Annotated in this window: 18 protein-coding genes and 1 other RNA gene; 8 read left to right on the top strand and 11 right to left on the bottom strand. The window is 42.3% G+C overall.

Translation table 11 applies throughout. The features are described 5' to 3' along the window. Positions 1–127: 127 nt before the first annotated feature. A non-coding RNA gene (gene ssrS, locus ACS8FB_RS04125) (6S RNA) lies at positions 128–323 on the top strand. Between the two features lie 110 nt (positions 324–433). Here ssrS and ACS8FB_RS04130 read toward each other — a convergent pair. Continuing rightward, complete coding sequence (locus ACS8FB_RS04130; RefSeq protein ID WP_439261149.1) at positions 434–1054, bottom strand: FxsA family protein; 621 nt, start codon at positions 1052–1054, stop codon at positions 434–436. Between the two features lie 143 nt (positions 1055–1197). Here ACS8FB_RS04130 and ruvC point away from each other — a divergent pair, with 143 nt between their 5' ends. Next, a complete protein-coding gene (gene ruvC, locus ACS8FB_RS04135) occupies positions 1198–1782 on the top strand; it encodes a crossover junction endodeoxyribonuclease RuvC (protein ID WP_299219227.1) in 585 nt (194 codons plus the stop codon). A 134-nt stretch (positions 1783–1916) separates the two neighbouring features. Here the strand turns inward: ruvC and ACS8FB_RS04140 are convergent, their stop codons facing one another. The 6 genes from ACS8FB_RS04140 to ACS8FB_RS04165 form a co-directional block, all read right to left on the bottom strand. Beyond that, the gene (locus ACS8FB_RS04140; protein ID WP_439261152.1) at positions 1917–2783 is read right to left on the bottom strand and encodes a DUF4377 domain-containing protein; all 867 of its coding nucleotides are present in this window, start codon (positions 2781–2783) and stop codon (positions 1917–1919) included. 267 nt (positions 2784–3050) lie between these two features. Next, complete coding sequence (locus ACS8FB_RS04145) at positions 3051–3707, bottom strand: glutathione S-transferase family protein (RefSeq protein ID WP_439261154.1); 657 nt, start codon at positions 3705–3707, stop codon at positions 3051–3053. Between the two features lie 164 nt (positions 3708–3871). After that, positions 3872–4510: a peroxiredoxin gene (locus ACS8FB_RS04150; protein ID WP_439261156.1), complete on the bottom strand. Its 639-nt coding sequence runs from the start codon at positions 4508–4510 to the stop codon at positions 3872–3874. A 194-nt stretch (positions 4511–4704) separates the two neighbouring features. Then, positions 4705–5451, bottom strand: coding sequence for a phospholipase D family protein (locus tag ACS8FB_RS04155; protein ID WP_439261158.1), 747 nt, complete (start codon positions 5449–5451; stop codon positions 4705–4707). A 140-nt stretch (positions 5452–5591) separates the two neighbouring features. Further along, positions 5592–6605 (bottom strand): patatin-like phospholipase family protein, encoded by a 1014-nt coding sequence (locus ACS8FB_RS04160; RefSeq protein WP_439261159.1) that lies wholly within the window; start codon positions 6603–6605, stop codon positions 5592–5594. Positions 6606–6732: 127 nt separating this feature from the next. Then, positions 6733–8460 (bottom strand): glutamine--tRNA ligase/YqeY domain fusion protein, encoded by a 1728-nt coding sequence (locus tag ACS8FB_RS04165; RefSeq protein ID WP_439261160.1) that lies wholly within the window; start codon positions 8458–8460, stop codon positions 6733–6735. 246 nt (positions 8461–8706) lie between these two features. Between ACS8FB_RS04165 and ACS8FB_RS04170 the strand changes: the two genes are divergently transcribed. Continuing rightward, positions 8707–9222, top strand: a complete 516-nt coding sequence (locus ACS8FB_RS04170; RefSeq protein WP_299219215.1) for a peptidylprolyl isomerase — start codon at positions 8707–8709, stop codon at positions 9220–9222. A gap of 56 nt (positions 9223–9278) precedes the next feature. After that, positions 9279–10124: a UDP-2,3-diacylglucosamine diphosphatase gene (locus ACS8FB_RS04175; protein ID WP_439261161.1), complete on the top strand. Its 846-nt coding sequence runs from the start codon at positions 9279–9281 to the stop codon at positions 10122–10124. A gap of 230 nt (positions 10125–10354) precedes the next feature. Here ACS8FB_RS04175 and orn read toward each other — a convergent pair whose 3' ends face one another. Next, complete coding sequence (orn, locus tag ACS8FB_RS04180) at positions 10355–10942, bottom strand: oligoribonuclease (RefSeq protein ID WP_439261162.1); 588 nt, start codon at positions 10940–10942, stop codon at positions 10355–10357. A gap of 228 nt (positions 10943–11170) precedes the next feature. Between orn and rsgA the strand changes: the two genes are divergently transcribed. From rsgA to secB, 4 genes are all read left to right on the top strand, one after another. Further along, positions 11171–12274 carry a ribosome small subunit-dependent GTPase A gene (gene rsgA, locus ACS8FB_RS04185; RefSeq protein WP_439261163.1) on the top strand — a complete coding sequence of 368 codons (1104 nt, stop codon included), beginning with the start codon at positions 11171–11173 and terminating at the stop codon, positions 12272–12274. A gap of 150 nt (positions 12275–12424) precedes the next feature. Further along, complete coding sequence (locus ACS8FB_RS04190) at positions 12425–12880, top strand: rhodanese-like domain-containing protein (RefSeq protein ID WP_299219207.1); 456 nt, start codon at positions 12425–12427, stop codon at positions 12878–12880. Between the two features lie 232 nt (positions 12881–13112). Further along, on the top strand, positions 13113–13376 hold the full coding sequence (grxC, locus tag ACS8FB_RS04195; RefSeq protein WP_299219205.1) for a glutaredoxin 3: 264 nt from the start codon (positions 13113–13115) through the stop codon (positions 13374–13376). A gap of 199 nt (positions 13377–13575) precedes the next feature. Continuing rightward, a complete protein-coding gene (secB, locus tag ACS8FB_RS04200) occupies positions 13576–14028 on the top strand; it encodes a protein-export chaperone SecB (protein ID WP_299219203.1) in 453 nt (150 codons plus the stop codon). A gap of 161 nt (positions 14029–14189) precedes the next feature. Here secB and adk read toward each other — a convergent pair whose 3' ends face one another. From adk to ACS8FB_RS04215, 3 genes are all read right to left on the bottom strand, one after another. Beyond that, positions 14190–14846 carry an adenylate kinase gene (adk, locus tag ACS8FB_RS04205; protein WP_439261164.1) on the bottom strand — a complete coding sequence of 219 codons (657 nt, stop codon included), beginning with the start codon at positions 14844–14846 and terminating at the stop codon, positions 14190–14192. A gap of 198 nt (positions 14847–15044) precedes the next feature. After that, complete coding sequence (ccmI, locus tag ACS8FB_RS04210) at positions 15045–16325, bottom strand: c-type cytochrome biogenesis protein CcmI (protein ID WP_439261165.1); 1281 nt, start codon at positions 16323–16325, stop codon at positions 15045–15047. Then, complete coding sequence (locus ACS8FB_RS04215; RefSeq protein ID WP_439261166.1) at positions 16322–16807, bottom strand: cytochrome c-type biogenesis protein; 486 nt, start codon at positions 16805–16807, stop codon at positions 16322–16324. The genes ccmI and ACS8FB_RS04215 overlap by 4 nt, the downstream gene beginning before the upstream one ends. Positions 16808–16870: the final 63 nt, after the last annotated feature.

A 16870-nucleotide genomic window follows, 5' to 3' on the forward strand; every position in this document is an offset into this window, starting at 1 on the left:
CAATATATTTTATGAAGCTTTTTAAACCGTTACTAAATTAAAGCCGTTGATAAGTAAAACGAAGATTAAGACAAAGTATCAATCTGTAAATCAGCTTGCAATCAGTTATATCATTGGTTAAGATAAAAATATTCTAGAGTGTTAGCTAGTGAATGTTTATTCCCTGAGCCGATAATGCTTTACCTGGATGTGCTATCTATTGCTTCATTGTGTATGCCTGCACCGCTTGCGGTGTATCAGGAAACCTGCCGAGGCAGTGACACATCCGCCCTGAACTTCACGGTTCATGGGTCACCATTTTACGGCGGCACTCTGGTTGTTATATTCGGTCGCACCTTCTAGGTTACGCCATTAAAAGCCCCTTTGTTTATTGAACAAGGGGGCTTTTCTTATGTCTGATCGTTAACTAATCTCTTATTTACCGATTAAAAAACTATTCATCATTGGCAGACTTACTAATTTTCTTGACATCTTTTGGAATGTTTTTAGCCGTACCATCAACCGTGGTATGTTGTTTGAACACATCGCCAAATGGATTCTGTTGCTGTTGTCCAAATGGGTTTTGACTACCCATCCCACCTGCACCGCCGAATGGGTTTTGACCACCCATCCCACCGAACGGGTTTTGACCGCCCATTTGCCCACCCATCTGTTTGGCCATCATCTCCATCATTTTTTGTTGATTATTCATGACATAGTTATTGGCTACATCTTTGAGCTTCTTCTGGACAGGAGGTAGCACCACGAGCAACGCTAACACATCGCTAATAATACCTGGAATTAATAGTAAAATTCCAGCCGCCGCCATTGCCACACTTTTGAGCATCGTCGATTCTTGCGGACGCATGGCAGGGTTCATCATACCTCCTGCTTTCATCTGCTGAGCCATCGGATTAAGAGCCGACATGCCTTTACGAATAAGAGAAATACCAATGACAGCAGCGACAATAAACCACATAAACACAAGCCAGCCACTCATAAATTGAGCAAGCAAATACCATATTAGCATCTCAATAATAAACCAAACGATGGCAATACCAACTATCTGACCCATAAAGTGTCATCCTATCAAATAAAAAATTAAGCACCATAAAATTAAAATGGTTAACATGTCATGTATATGGGGATTGATTGCTATACTATCAAACTTGAGGTTGATTTTTAAGCCATAAAAAAATGAAAGCAAGACGGAATACTATGACAATTATTATAGGCATTGATCCTGGCTCACGTATGACGGGCTACGGGGTTATTCAGCAAACGGGCGACAAGCTAACTTATATTGATGCAGGTACTATCCGTACTGACACAAAAGAGATGCCTGAACGTCTTAAGCGTATCTTTAATGGTCTAACTCGTATTACCCAGTATCATCTAAAATATGCCAATGAACCTATTTATGCTGCTATTGAGCAAGTATTTATGGCAGAAAACCCCGACTCTGCGCTCAAGCTTGGGCAAGCTCGCGGCGCTGCTATTGCAGCAATGGTCGCACTGGATTTAGAAGTATCAGAATATACCGCCCGTCAAATCAAACAAGCAGTTTGCGGTTACGGTGCAGCAGCTAAAGAGCAAGTACAAGAAATGGTTTGTCGAATATTATCTTTAGATGTGGTGCCACAAGCAGATGCTGCTGACGGCCTAGCCTGTGCTATCTGCCATGCGCACTCTAGTCATTCGATGAATAAATTATTGCTCAATAGCTCTATGCGTGGACGCGGTGCTTCTAAGAAAAAGGGCCGCTGGCGTCTAACCGAAGAGGACTTGGGGAATTTGCGTTAAGCACTTGTTTGTCCTATATATGAGCGATCAAGCAACACATTGTAATATCGGTAACCATTAAACAAAAAGCACGCGCTATCGCTATATAGGCACGTGCTTTTTATGGCCATGTTTTGCTTTTTAAGCTACTGTATTTAACTGGATACCGAACTTTCTATCACCATATCAAGCACATAAGCATACTTTGTATCTGTGTCGCCATCCGCTGCAAGCTTATAACGCTGCAAGCGCAATATTTCATCATGACCAGGGTTATGCTCATAACCTTCAATATTACCTTTGAACGCTGTCCACTCACCTTCGTCTATCTTAATACCTTGATCATCATAGGTAATAGGTTTTACTTGTAAACAACTCTGCGCCTTATCATTGGGGCAAAGTTTTGTGTTTGCGTCCACTGCCCAAAATATTGTTTCACCTCTACTATTATATTTTGCTTGCGCTGTCATTCTGCCTCTCCAAACGAGAGTAGTGCTGTCGCTTGTGATTTGAGTAAGAGTTGGAGGCGCCTCATTTGTCAAACTTAGCTGGCTTTCACTTTGCATTAACTCATTTAGTTTATTCTCAGCTGTATTCAAATCATTACACAGCATTTTTGTACCCATACCATCTTCAGTCATCAGTATATTATCTTGCAACTGATAAACAGCATTAACAGTATTGCAGCCTACACTATAGCTGATGGTATTTTGTCCTTGATATTTGTTAAAGTTTAAAACAACTTGGTTGTTAATATTCATTAACGATGTTATCGGCTGGGTATCGGCATTAGTTGCAGTGTTCAATGTCCAGCGGTAACGAGCAAGCTTGGCACTCATTTTTTCTTCAGCACTAAGTTTTTGAGTAGTAGGTGTTGATTGAGCATCAGTATTGATAGCCGCGTTTTCTACAGTAGTATCGCTTGAATTATTATTGGTTGAAGTATTATTACAGGCAGTTAACGCTAAGCTAGATGCTAGCAAACTTGGCAGCAAAGAGAATTTTAAAATTTTACTTACCATGTTACATCTCTCTTACGACAGTTATTTAAACTTGCTTACAAGTATTCAGTTTCTTTTATTAGGTGATATGAACGATATCAAATAGTATAACTACTGTAAGAATAACTACGTTACCTTATGTAACTAAATGTTTAATTTTATTATTTGGTACTTTCTTATATTCACATATAACTGTCCGTATTATTTTTTTAAATAACAATGGATAGCCAATTTCTTAGCTATCCATTATTAAATGTTGTATAAAATATAGTGTTATACCGAGATTTTTTATCTGCAATTCTTTGTAGGTTTGGCCGTTTTTTTGATATTAAAACGCTCATTCATCATTTGATAAAAACGCGCTAAATTTTCTCCTTGCTCATTGGGATTAACCTTAAGAATCTTGCCAAAATCTAATCCTAAATATAGCACAATATCAGCAAAGCTTAATTGCTCCCCAACTAAGTACTCATGACTATCTAACGCTTTTTCAAAATAAGACAGTGCTTTGATCGCACGGTTTATAGACGGTGTTACAAACTCTGGCACTTGCTCAACGCGCTGGGCTTTAGATGGATGACTGTGTTGAAATGCCAGCATAAGGTTGTATAAAACTTCAAACTCAGCAATACGGCGCATAGAGCAGACTTGGGCACGTTGTACCACGTCATTGCCCATCACTGAGCGCTCACCATAAACGCGATCAAGGTATTCGCAAACCGCTTGAGAGTCATTAAGCACAGTACCATCATCTAGGGTTAATACTGGTACCGTTTGCATAGGATTCATTTGGGTAAAAGCGTCTGACATCTGCTCATTGGCTGCAAAGTCGATATCTACGACATTTATGTCATCCATATTATCAACGTCGATACCTTTTGAGGCTAGTAAAATAAGTGCTTTACGTGGATTAGGGGCAGTACGAGTTACATACAATGTCTTCATGGCAAACTCCGTGGAAGGGTGATCAATACTAGTTATAGCCTACTATAGTTATCATAGCAAAGCCTTATTAATACTTGTCAGCATATTAGTAAAAAACCCCATAACTTTGCGTTATGAGGTTTTTTGGCTTTAATCTATGATTCAACCGGACTATAGCACTTAGCTTATTTATTTGGTGCAGGTGTGGTACGTAGATATGGCTTAATTTCTGTATGTCCTTTAGGGTAGTTAGCAGCGATATCTTCGTTTTTGACACTTGGCGGAATAATAACGTCGTCACCATCTTGCCAGTCTACAGGTGTCGCGACATTGTATTCATCAGATAATTGTAGCGCATCGATGATACGAACGATTTCATCAAAGTTACGACCACAGCTGGCAGGATAAGTTAGCGTTAAGCGTACTTTTTTGTTTGGATCGATGATAAAGACGCTTCTGACTGTGGCGGTATTATCAGCGTTTGGATGAATCATGTCATAAAGATCTGCAACCGTGCGATCTGAGTCCGCGATGATAGGGAAATTGACCGCCGTACCCTGAGTCTCTTCGATATCACCGACCCAGCCTTTATGATCTTCTAAACTATCAACTGACAGCGCAATGGGTTTGACGTTACGTTTTTGGAACTCTCCGCCCAGTGCTGCGGTACGTCCAAGTTCAGTCGTACAAACTGGCGTATAGTCTGCAGGATGCGAAAACAATACAACCCAGCTATCCCCTGCCCAATCATAAAAATTAATATCACCATCTGTGGTTACAGCGTCAAAATTTGGTGCAGCGTCACCTAGACGTAAATGTGCCATACTTAATTCCTTGTATTAGTGATGAGCGCTAAAATGTCTCAAGGCGCTCTGTTATTATCGTAGACGTAGCCGATAAACAACGACTCGGCTAGCGTCAGTAAGCATTCTATTTTATATTAACAAACTGGTTATGAATGTCTTGTGACGGATTGTAATGCGGTTATTCCATTTTTGTTTAAGGGAATCAATATAGACTAAATCACCATTCCAGCATCCCATAAGCAAAACTCACCAAACTTACCACGTTTGCTTGTGCCACCAGCCACACGGCCAGCATCCGTCAACACCAGATCCCCTTCCTGCTCTTGTAAATAGCCTGCTGCGATTAGCTTATCATTTAACGCTTGCGTCTTTAAACCCAGCTCTTTTGCAAGCTTTGCGGTCGTGAGTTTCGAATAATTTGGCGTTACCGCTTCTGCGCTAGACTTACCGAACGTATCGATATTAGGATTTACTGATTCTCTAGCAGGTATCGCTTTATCTTCAGACTCACTGACTTTTTCAAGCGACATACGTACCTCATCGCTAACACGAATAATACGTTGTGCTTTCTCATAAGTATCAGCATAGAGCTTAGCATCTTCATTTCGATAGATAAGCACGCCCATCTCGTTGTTGTTGACTTGGCTAAACTCATACAGGTTTAAGCTTGTGATAATGCACTCGTTTTCGTTAAGGTAACATTTGGCATGTAAGTTTTTACAAAAGCTGGTACGAATAAAGGTCAAGTTTTTAAGCCAATTTATTTCTTCAGGGTGCAAGTCGTTTTTACCGTAAACAATTCGGATATCAATTTTTAGTCGATTACGATCTTCTAATAGCTCTTTGATACGTTCATTCAGCTTTAGATATGGACTAATAATAACCAACCTATCCGATGCATTTTTGATCAATTCTTCCAAATGATAAGTTGTGCCACTACTGTTCAAAAATTTTGCCATCTTTACCCCCAATATCTATTATTAAGATTATACTTATGCACAAAAAGGCCCATCTCTAGCGTACTAGAAATAGGCACAATTGCAAACTACTATTGTCGAGTTTAATCTATAACGGCAATACTTTAACTTATATAACTCATTTATAAAAATTCACGGCGTAAATCTAAGGTAGACTGTTGACCTAGACCCTCGTAGTGTTGATCAAGAAAAGCTTTTGCAGATTCGCGGCCAATATCACGCAGGTGCGTTAAAAACGCCCATTCAGAATTTATTTTACTAGACGCTGACAGTGGATTGATTTGTTCGGTGGCTTCAACACGGTGTAAGAATACTTTAGAATAGCGCTCCTTATCCAAATTGTTTTCTTGCAGCTGACGGGTCACAAAATCAATCGCTCGTAACTCTCTTAACAAAGAAGAGTTGAACGAAATCTCATTAATACGGTTCTGTATCTCTATGGCACTTGTTGGGGTTTCATTGCGTTCAATAGGGTTAATCTGCACAATCATAATATCTTGAGACTTGGTGGTACGAAACAAAGGATACAAAGGTGGATTGCCAACATAACCACCGTCCCAATACGGTATACCATCGATTTCAACCGCTTGAAAATAAGAAGGCAGACATGCCGAAGCTAAAATCATGTCTGCAGTCAGCTCTTCACGATTGAATACTTTTATTTTGCCCGTATGCACGTTGGTTGCCGCCACAAACAGCTTTAACTTGCTACATGCTCTGACCTTTTCAAAATCGATGGTAGACTCAACCAGATCACGTAGCGGGTTGATATCCAACGGGTTGGTATCATAAGGCGAAGCAACCCGGCTAAATAAATCAAGCATTAGATACGCTGGTGAGTCGTCCACATCCCACTTGCCAGTCAAAATACTTAAGGGACTACGTTTAACGGGGTTCATCATGCCCATATAAGCCACTTGACGCCAAAACTGCTCAAGCGCCTCACGTGCGCCATCTGCACCATTATCCATATAGCCTTGAGCTAATACCGCTGCATTCATGGCTCCAGCACTTGTCCCTGTAATACCTTCTACACTGATTCGGCCATCTTCCATAAAATAGTCTAGTACGCCCCAAGTAAAGGCGCCGTGAGAACCGCCGCCCTGCAATGCTAGATTGATCGACTTTTTAATCATAATCTCTTTACTCTCCCTTAGATATGTCGTTGAGCATGTCTATTGGATCAAACTATCAAACACATCTTACTACTGGCTTGTATTCCTAATCCAAACATCGTACTTTCAAGAGTTTGATAGACGATAATTAAGCTGGCTTATAACTGTCGCGTAAGCTGACGATTTGGCTAAATACCGGCTTGTCACTGGTGTGCTCCTCGCTATCGGCGATAAAGTAGCCTTCACGCTCAAACTGAAAGCGCGTGCCAGCATCAGCGTTGGCGAGCGATGGTTCAACTACAGCTGCAAGCTCGGTCAACGAATTAGGATTGAGTACTTGATGCACATCACTGGCGCTACCTGGGTCCTCAACACTAAATAACTGCTCATACATGCGTACGGTCGCAGGGACGCCAAGGCTTGCTGATACCCAATGAATCACGCCTTTGACCTTGCGCCCTTCAGGGTTGTTGCCCAACGTCGCCGAATCAATCGTTGCTTTTAGTTCAGTCACATTGCCGTTTTCGTCAGTAATATGCTCAGTCACTGCCAGCACATAGGTATTGCGCAGACGGATTTCGGGCTTTTCTGGTGACAAACGCTTATAGCCTGCTGGCGGCTCAATCTCATAGTCGCCTTGGTCGATATAAAGGGTCTTGGTAAAGGGAATCTCACGCTCGCCCATATCGACGTTAGGATGTTTTGGCTGCTTGAGCCATAGAGTCTGAGCATCTTCATCCCAGCGTGCATTGACGCTATCGGCCTTTTGTGATTCCCAGCTGCTGACCGCTTCTGCAAAGTTCGTAATCGTCACTTTTAAGGGCTTGAGCACAGCCATGCCGCGTGCGGTCGTCGTCTCTAATGACTGACGGATACTAAATTCTAATAAACGAAAATCAACAACGCTGTCGACTTTAGTCACGCCAACGCGCTCACAAAAGTCGCGCAAACCTTCTGGCGTATAGCCACGGCGGCGCATACCCGCGATGGTCGGCATACGTGGATCATCCCAACCGCTCACCACCCCTTCGTCGACCAACTGCTTGAGCTTACGCTTACTGGTCATAGTATGGTCAACATTTAAGCGGCTAAACTCATACTGATGCGGCGGCACCTCAAAGCCGATTTTTTCTACCGCCCAATCATAAAACGGACGATGGTCTTCAAACTCCAACGTACACAATGAATGGGTGATACCTTCGAGCGCATCAGAGAGCGGATGGGCAAAATCATACATCGGATAGATGCACCATTTATCGCCAGTTTGATGATGTGCTTGGTGCATGACGCGGTAGATGACAGGGTCACGCATGTTCATATTGGGGCTGGCCATATCGATTTTGGCACGTAGCACCGCTTCGCCTTCGGCAAACTTGCCGTCTTTCATCTCAATGAAGCGCGCCAAGTTTTCTGCGACACTAACATCACGCTGCGGCGATGACGTGCCCGCCTCATTAAATGAGCCACGGTTGTCGCGAATTTGTTCAGGCGACTGCAAATCCACATAAGCATCGCCCTGCTCGATAAGCTGCACTGCCCAAGCATACAGCTGATCAAAATAACCTGAGGCATGATGTGCCTCTCCTGCCCATTCAAACCCTAACCATCTAACATCGTTTTCGATATTGTCGATAAAGTCTTGTTTTTCTGCGGTTGGATTGGTGTCATCAAAGCGCAAATTACAGACACCACCAAACTCCTCAGCTACCCCAAAGTTTAGACAAATAGATTTCACATGACCTAAATGCAGATAACCGTTTGGCTCAGGCGGAAAGCGTGTCACGATTTGAGAATATTTTTGCGCGTTGACGTCATCACGAATGATATTGCGAATAAAGTCGTTTTTTTGTGCATTATTGCTTGAGTGCTCACTCATTACTCATTGCTCCTAGCGCAAGTGTTCAGGATATAGCGCGTATCATCGCGCTTAAAAATGATAAATTAAAAAAGACTGATAAAAGATAACGTTGCGTTATTCTATCAGGTTTCACAAACGCATTAACAGCCTGATACATGACAGACGACAAAAAAGCCGTTAGACTAGCCATAACTTTTAGTCACCAACTTTCAACCACCACTTGACAGTGTCATTTAAGGCGCTGCAATCAAAAAGGAATATCTCATGGTAGACATGCCACCAGTAGTAGAACTTGACACCAGTATGGGTGCGATCGTCATCGAACTCAACGAAGAAAAAGCGCCAAAAACCGTAGAAAACTTTTTAAACTACGTAAAATCTGGTCATTACGATGGTACGATTTTTCATCGTATTATTGATGGCTTTATGATTCAAGGCGGCGGTATGGACGCTGAGATGAACGAAAAAGCAACCAATGCGCCAATCGAAAACGAAGCGGACAATGGTCTAAAGAACGACAAAGGCACCATCGCCATGGCGCGTACGCAAGACCCGCATTCAGCGACCAGTCAGTTTTTCGTTAACGTCAAAGACAACGATTTCTTAAACCACTCTGGCAAAAACATGCAAGGCTGGGGCTACACGGTATTTGGTAAAGTCACTAGTGGCATGGACGTCATCGAAAAAATGCGCGGCGTACCAACCGGTCGTTTTGGTATGCATGCTGATGTGCCAAAAGAGCCAGTGGTTATTAACTCTGCGACCATCGTTTCTAAATAAGTCATATAAGTAAGCTTTACTTATAGTCTGATAATAGACGACAAGGATTATGATAAATGCAAACGTTTAATCACCTGATAACGACCCGCCCTCACGAGGTGCGACAAGTATTGATCAGCGATTTGCATTTATCGCCAGAGGAGCCTGCCTTAGTGCAGGCTTTTTTAGCACTGCTCAATGACTGCCTTGCTCTACCTGCCCTCAAGCGCTTGTTTATCTTAGGCGACTGGTTTGAGGTCTGGATTGGTGATGACGCTTATTTAACGCTGTCAAATGACGCGCGCCAAAGCCATTGGCTCACCCCGCTTATCGTTAAATTAAAACAATTGCGGGTAGCGGGCTGTGAGATTTTAGTCATGCATGGCAACCGAGATTTTTTATTGGATCAGCCTTTTTGCAACCTATTTGGTGGTGAGCTGATTTATGAGCCATATACCTTAACTGTCGGACAGCAACACTATCGTCTTGAGCATGGCGACGCGCTTTGTATTGATGATAAGAAATATCAGTTTTTTCGTAAAATCATGCGTAACCGTCTAACCCAGTGGTATCTGCTTAATAAATCCCTAGAAAAACGTTTGGCAATCGCCGATAAAATGCGCCAAAAAAGCCAGCAAAATAATGCCAATAAAGCTACTCATATTATGGATGTCAACGATGATGCGGTGATACAAGCCGTGACTAACAGCGATGCTCTACTCCATGGCCATACGCATCGTCCAGATATCCATCAAGCGACCGACACTAAAAAACGCTATGTGCTGGGTGATTGGCGACTGCTAAATCAAAACACTAGTAAACCAATGGTCAGCGCAGTGATTGGTGTGGTGATCGCTAACGAACACTCAGATAGCAATAAAGCTGAATTTAAATTGGTTGAATTTAAACGACTCATGGCATGATATCTATAGCTAATTCGATATAAAAACGATACAGCGAGATGAAACGTTGTTTTCGCAGCCTCTGTCGGCGTAGGCACAGCACGTAAGAAAATCAACGTTTTATTGAGCGACTGGATAGCCATGTATCTGAGTTATCTAGATTCGACTATATGTGGACGTCTCTTATTTACGATAAAAAGGGTCCATTAAAATAACAGACCCTTTTTTGACTATGCTAAAACCACTTAACTTTATGGCATCAGTTTAAAAAAGTGCTGACGATAGTGCTTAAGCTCACGAATAGAGTCGCGAATATCGTCTAACGCTAAATGACTACCACCTTTTTCAAAATTCTTTAAGACATCAGGACGCCAGCGAAAGCATAGCTCTTTAATAGATGACACATCAAGATTGCGATAGTGGAAGAACTTTTCTAGCTCTGGCATTTGCCGCGCTAAAAAACGTCGATCTTGACAGATGGAGTTACCGCACATCGGCGACTTACCACTATCGACCCATTTATTCAAAAACTTGATGGTCTCAGCTTCAGCTTCTGCTAATGTTACGCTGCTACGACGTACACGATCAACCAAGCCTGATTGTCCATGTTGTTTGGTATTCCACTCATCCATCCCATTTAATATACGGTCAGATACCTTAATCGCAAATACTGGTCCTTCTGCCAAGACATTTAAGTCTTCGTCAGTGACAACGGTCGCAATCTCAATAATCTCATCAGTTAAGGTATTTAGACCAGTCATTTCTAAATCAATCCATACCAGCCCTTTTTTACCTTGGTTTTTAATTTTGATTTTATTGGGATGGTCATCGGTACTCATATTTTGTCCTATGGTCAATAAATTTTTAAACAATATTTAAGTAAGTTTCGTGTATAAATCATACAGCGATAATAGTATTTGATTAGTAACAGTACGCGTCTGCTGATTTAAGATATTTAAAAGGTTCAAAATATTACAAAACCCCTGTCTGCTATAAACGCTTTAGGCTGTATGTTAGCAAATTTTCACGCTACACTTAGCAATATTTTTATAATAGGTCACAAACCCATGGCACTAATCCGGCAACGCAAACTGACTAAACAACAGATTCGTCGCATTGACAAGCAGCAGCTTGAGAGTCAAGAAAGCATCGATGAAAGCTTAATGGATGGTGTGGTCATGGCGCATTATGGTAAGCAACTAGAAGTACAAGTCACAAGCTTGCCTGCGATGATACCCGTGCAGCCAGAAATTGCGCCTGATGACCCTGAGCCGTTTTGGCAAGCACTTGAGATGGGCGATGTCTGGCGCTGCCATGTGCGTACCAATTTACCGATGCTAGCTGCAGGCGATCATGTGCGCTGGACTGCAGATCCCAATACTGGTTTTGGCCGTATCGAGTCCGTGCAGCCACGGGCTTCTCTTGTCTCACGTCCAGACCGCTATCATAAGCTTAAACCTGTCGCTGCCAACATCGATATCTTAGCCATTGTATTTGCCCCATTGCCAGCTGCTGCGCCGACACTCATTGATCGCTACTTGGTTGTCTGTCATCACGCTGGTGTCAAACCGCTATTGGTGCTTAATAAAGCGGACCTTCTTGCCCAAGAAAATGGCGTCGATACCAATGAGTTATTGGCACAGTATGCGGCTCTTGGTTATGAAAGCGTACTGACTTCAGTTGATTGCCCCGAAAACATTGCCAATCATGATGAGCAGCAGGGACTTGATGAGCTAAAACGCTACATAGACAAAAAACTGGTTATTTTTGCCGGTCAGTCTGGCGTCGGTAAAAGCAGCTTAATTAATGCTTTACTACCTGATTCGGCGCAGAGCGTTAATATCATTTCTGAAAACTCAAAACTTGGTCAACATACCACGACGACCAGTCGTTTATTGCCATTTAATCCAGACGATCTTACTCAAGGCGGTATCGTCGACACGCCTGGCATTCGTGAATATGGTATCTGGCATTTAGATCCTGACGATATTATTTCAGGTTTTATTGAACTTGCGCCACTTGCAGGCGATTGCCAATTTCGTGACTGTCGTCACACTTATAACAGCAAAGGCTGCGCGCTATGGCAAGCGGTGGCTGATGGTAATGTGCTACAGCGCCGTGTTGAAAACCTTGTGACGTTACAAGCAGAAGCGGATACTAAGCCATACTAGTAGCCCTATTTATTGAATCAATACTATCAAAACATAGGTTGCTCCTTATACATTTACTATAGATGACCTAATCGGTATAATAGCGCCTTGTTCAAAATCATTGAGCTGTCTTCTCAGCTTAATAGAACGCTTATTTTTTGGAGGTTTGGTTTGGATCGTGCGCTTGAATTTGTGGGCAACCACCCGTTTTTATTTGGTATATTGGCCGTACTTGCCGTACTGTTTTTTACCATTGAAAACAAACGTAGCGGCAAAAAAGTGTCGCCCAATACCCTCGGCATGATGGTTAACTCTCAAAATGCGCAGCTTATTGATATTCGCGCCAAAAAGAAGTTTGCCACCGGCTATATCCAAGGCAGTCGTAATATTCCTTTTACTGAGCTCAAAGATCATTTAGATGAGATCCGCGCAATTGAACAGCCAGTGATCATCGTCTGTGATATGGGCGTACAAGCAGGCGCGGCTATCCAGATGATTGGTAAAGACAGCGTCTATCGCCTAGAAGGTGGTGTGGGTGGCTGGCAAGGAGCTGGCATGCCATTAGTAGGATTAAAAGATGCCAAACCTAAGAATAAAGGCAAAACTAAACCTAGCTTGCATAAGTAAGCTTGCTCTTGGTATGAATAAAAAGACATGACTTTTAGTTGTGTCTTTTTTTATGGAAACTTAGCTAATAAGCTCCTAACAGTGTTTTATGAGCTTTTATGACAAGCTGACTTGAATTTACTAACCTTACCCCCACTTTATAATGAGCACAATCAAACATACATTCATTATCAGTCTATTCAGTTTAAGACAATAAAGATTTTATATAATATTTAATTATTAAGGATATCTTATGACTGCTTCAGTTAAAGTTTATACAACACCTATTTGCCCTTATTGCACAAACGCCAAACAACTATTAAAGAATAAAGGCGTTGATTATGAAGAAATCGGTATGCACGATATGAGTAGCGACGATCGCCGTGCACTGATGCAAAAAACCAATAACTATCGTACTGTGCCTCAAATTTTTGTTGGTGATACTTTTGTTGGTGGCTTTGATGAACTAAATCAGATGAATCAGCAAGGTAAGCTGGATGAGTTACTAGCAGGTTAATTTGCGATTTTAAACAGTTTATACAACAACGACAGTGATCACTATTAGCAAATCTAGTTATAGTATTAAGTGATTGATGACAAACTATTGTTATTATTGTCCTAGCTTGTAATAATGTAGCTTGATATCACACGTTGTTATAAAAACACTTCTATCAAGACAATAACGACACATTGCATTATTTATTCGAGGAATCAACATGGCTGAAGAACAAGCACAACCGCAACTGGCATTAGAACGCATTTATGTAAAAGATATGTCTCTTGAAGTACCAGGCGCTGGAGTATTCACTAAAGAGTGGAATCCTGAGCTTGATATCAATTTATCAAGTAACGCCGAAAAGCTAGATGACGACCACTATCAAGTTATCTTAACAGTAAGCGTTACCGCTAAGAATGCTGAAGAACCAGCGTTTATCGCTGAGGTTCATCAAGCAGGTATCTTTTTATTAAAAAATATCCCTGATGATCAAATTGGACAGATTTTAGGCGCTTATTGCCCTAATGTGTTGTTCCCATATGCGCGTGAAGTCATTAGTGACATTGTTACTCGTGGTAGCTTCCCGCAGCTGTTGCTTGCACCAGTCAATTTTGATCAAGCGTACGCGCAAAGCCAACAACAAGCGCAAGTTGATGCTGAAGGTAATGCATAAATTTCAAAAAAGATTTTATATTTTTAAAAAGCCATCTCCTCACTTAGGTAGATGGCTTTTTTATGGGCGGGTCTTTTTAGTATTGTATAGTTATAAAGTATCAACAAAAAACCCTGCTAATGAGCAAGGTTTTTATTAATCCAAAGGGTATTAGAAAACGATTACCCTTTTAACGCTGACAAAACTTGCTGTTTGACGTCATCGATAGCTTGTGTACCATCAAACTTGTCATATTTGGGTGCGTTTTCACCTTCTTTGGCTTTGTCTTGATAGAAACCTACCAAGGCTGATGTCTGCTGATGATAAGTGGCGAGGCGTTCTCGAATAGTAGACTCTTTGTCATCTTCGCGCTGGATAAGTGCTTCGCCAGTGATATCGTCGACACCATCTTGCTTTGGTGGATTATGATCGACGTGATACACACGGCCCGAGCCTGGATGTTGGCGGCGACCAGATAGACGCTTTACAATCTCATCGTCAGGTACGCTAATCTCGACCACATGATCGATAGCAACGTCAGCGTCTGCAAGGGCTTGAGCTTGCGGGATGGTACGCGGAAAACCATCAAGGATACAGCCATTAGCACAATCAGGTTTAGAGATACGCTCTTTTACTAGGTTGATGATAAGTTCATCAGAAACCAGACCACCTGCGTTCATAATGCCTTCAGCTTGCTTACCAAGCTCGCTACCTTCTTTAATCGCTGCACGTAGCATATCGCCAGTAGAGATTTGCGGGATATCAAACTCTTTCGAAATAAACTGTGCTTGGGTGCCTTTACCAGCGCCAGGTGGACCTAGCAAAATAATACGCATCATAATACGTCTCTCCTTGGTGGATGGGATGTTAGGGATTTGTTAATTGCGCGAATGCCAGATATACCTTACCTTGTGACATTATAAAGCTCAAGTTTTTTTGGTATTAGTACCGTATGTAGGTATGACTTAGCTGTTCATATAACACAATTGCACACCGTAGCAATCACTACAGCGCCCAGATTGTTGAATTTTTCAAAGTTATGGTATTTGCTGGTTAATTTCGATATTGACTTGTTTTTGGTCAGCAGTAATTACGACAGGATTGGCTGACAAGTCGCCTGACTCTGCACTGGCATTGCCACTATGACTAATACGGGCAATGACAGCCAGTTGAGTTTTTGCTGCGCGTGCTGATTGTAGCGTCCGCTCAGGTATCATAGCATCAATGTCACTTAAACTTATATTAGCCTCACCTTGCTGAATCACACTAATCGGCAAACGCTTGGCTGCATATGGTGGGCCGCCATTAACATCGCGAATGGCAACGAACAATACGTCATCGCCTTTGACCAATGGTAATAAGCTAGGATTAACACTTACAGTGACATCAACGCCTTCAGCGGCTTGCTGCTGCTGCCCTGTTACGTTGGCGCTCAACTCGTCTAGGCTTGCCAGCGCTCGGGTATGATCTCCTGGTTTGGCTGCGATACTCGCTCGTAATCTTTTGATCCAGCCTTGTGCTTGTTCAAAGTTGCTAGCCCGTGCTTCACCCATTGCCATTAACATTTGCGCGCCTTCATGTTGGGGGTTATTACTCAGCACATCTTGCAAGACGCGACGGCTATTAGCATCCAGTTGACCTTCATTAGCAAAAAAGCTAATTTGCGCATAAGTGGTCGCAATCTCTTCGTTGTCAGGAGATAAACGATACGCTCTAGATAAAGCTTCTAATGCAGAGTCAGTTACTTCAAGTGACAAAAACAGCTCTGATAGGCGCATCCAGCGATCAGGATCGTCAGCATGACGATGGACATTGGTCTGCATGGCAGTAATCAGTTGACGACCATCTTCAATGGCCCATTCTGGCGGCTGATCAATCTTACCTGTCAAAAGGTCATCAGCTACTTGTCCAACTTTATCTTCTGCTTGCCATAGCTCAAATACTGGGGTGCGATCGCTTATCAGTAAATATGCCATCGCGGCCATCACTGGCACCCAGACAATAATTATTAAACGGCTTTTGACACCAGGGTTTATCATCGGTGCTACTTGACGTTGCGCATCTAATAGCTGGCGTTCAAGCTCAAGCTTTTGATTTTGGTAATGGTTATCATCAATAGTGCCGCTGTCTTTATCAGCTTTAAGCTCTGCCAAACGTTCACGAAACACGGTTACGTTGATGTCTAACAGTTGGTTGTCTACAGGATTGTTTTTTAGGCGAGTTGCACGTAGCCATGGCGTGATGATGATGACAGCAAGGATTAAGGCAACGAGTAAACTTAGGGCAATAAATAAGCCAGCAGTAGAAAATAGGGTCATTTTTTGTCCTCTGTGCTTGTGACATCATGATCGGTACTATGCGAACGTGATAAAAGACGATCTAGCTCAGCTTTTTCTGCAGGTGTCAAAGCTGTAGCAGGGGTATCAATCATCTTATTCGTATCGCCCCGAGCGGCCAGCTGTCGGCGTTTACTCTGCCAAAACCAGCCGGTAATCAAAAAGATCAATAATAATGGCGGAAAAAACCACAGTATCCATGTTGATGGACGGACAGGTGGCTTATAGGTAATAAAATCGCCGTAACGTTCTTGCATATAGCTACGTATCTCTGCATCACTACGTCCGTCTTTGACCATATCATAAGTTTTTTGTTTTAGATCTTGTGCAATCGGCGCATCAGATCCTGCAAGGTTTTGGTTTTGGCATTTAGGGCAACGCAGCTCTTCAATAAGACCGCGATACTGAGCTTCTTGCTGCACTGAATCAAAGTCGTAAACATCGATTGCTGCATAAGCTGTCATACTCAGTAGGCACGCCAGTATAAAGCTTCCTAACCTTATAACAATAGCCGTTGTTATTTGAGC

It is taken from the genome of Psychrobacter sp. 1U1, assembly GCF_051847535.1.
Taxonomy (GTDB): Bacteria; Pseudomonadota; Gammaproteobacteria; order Pseudomonadales; family Moraxellaceae; genus Psychrobacter; species Psychrobacter saeujeotis.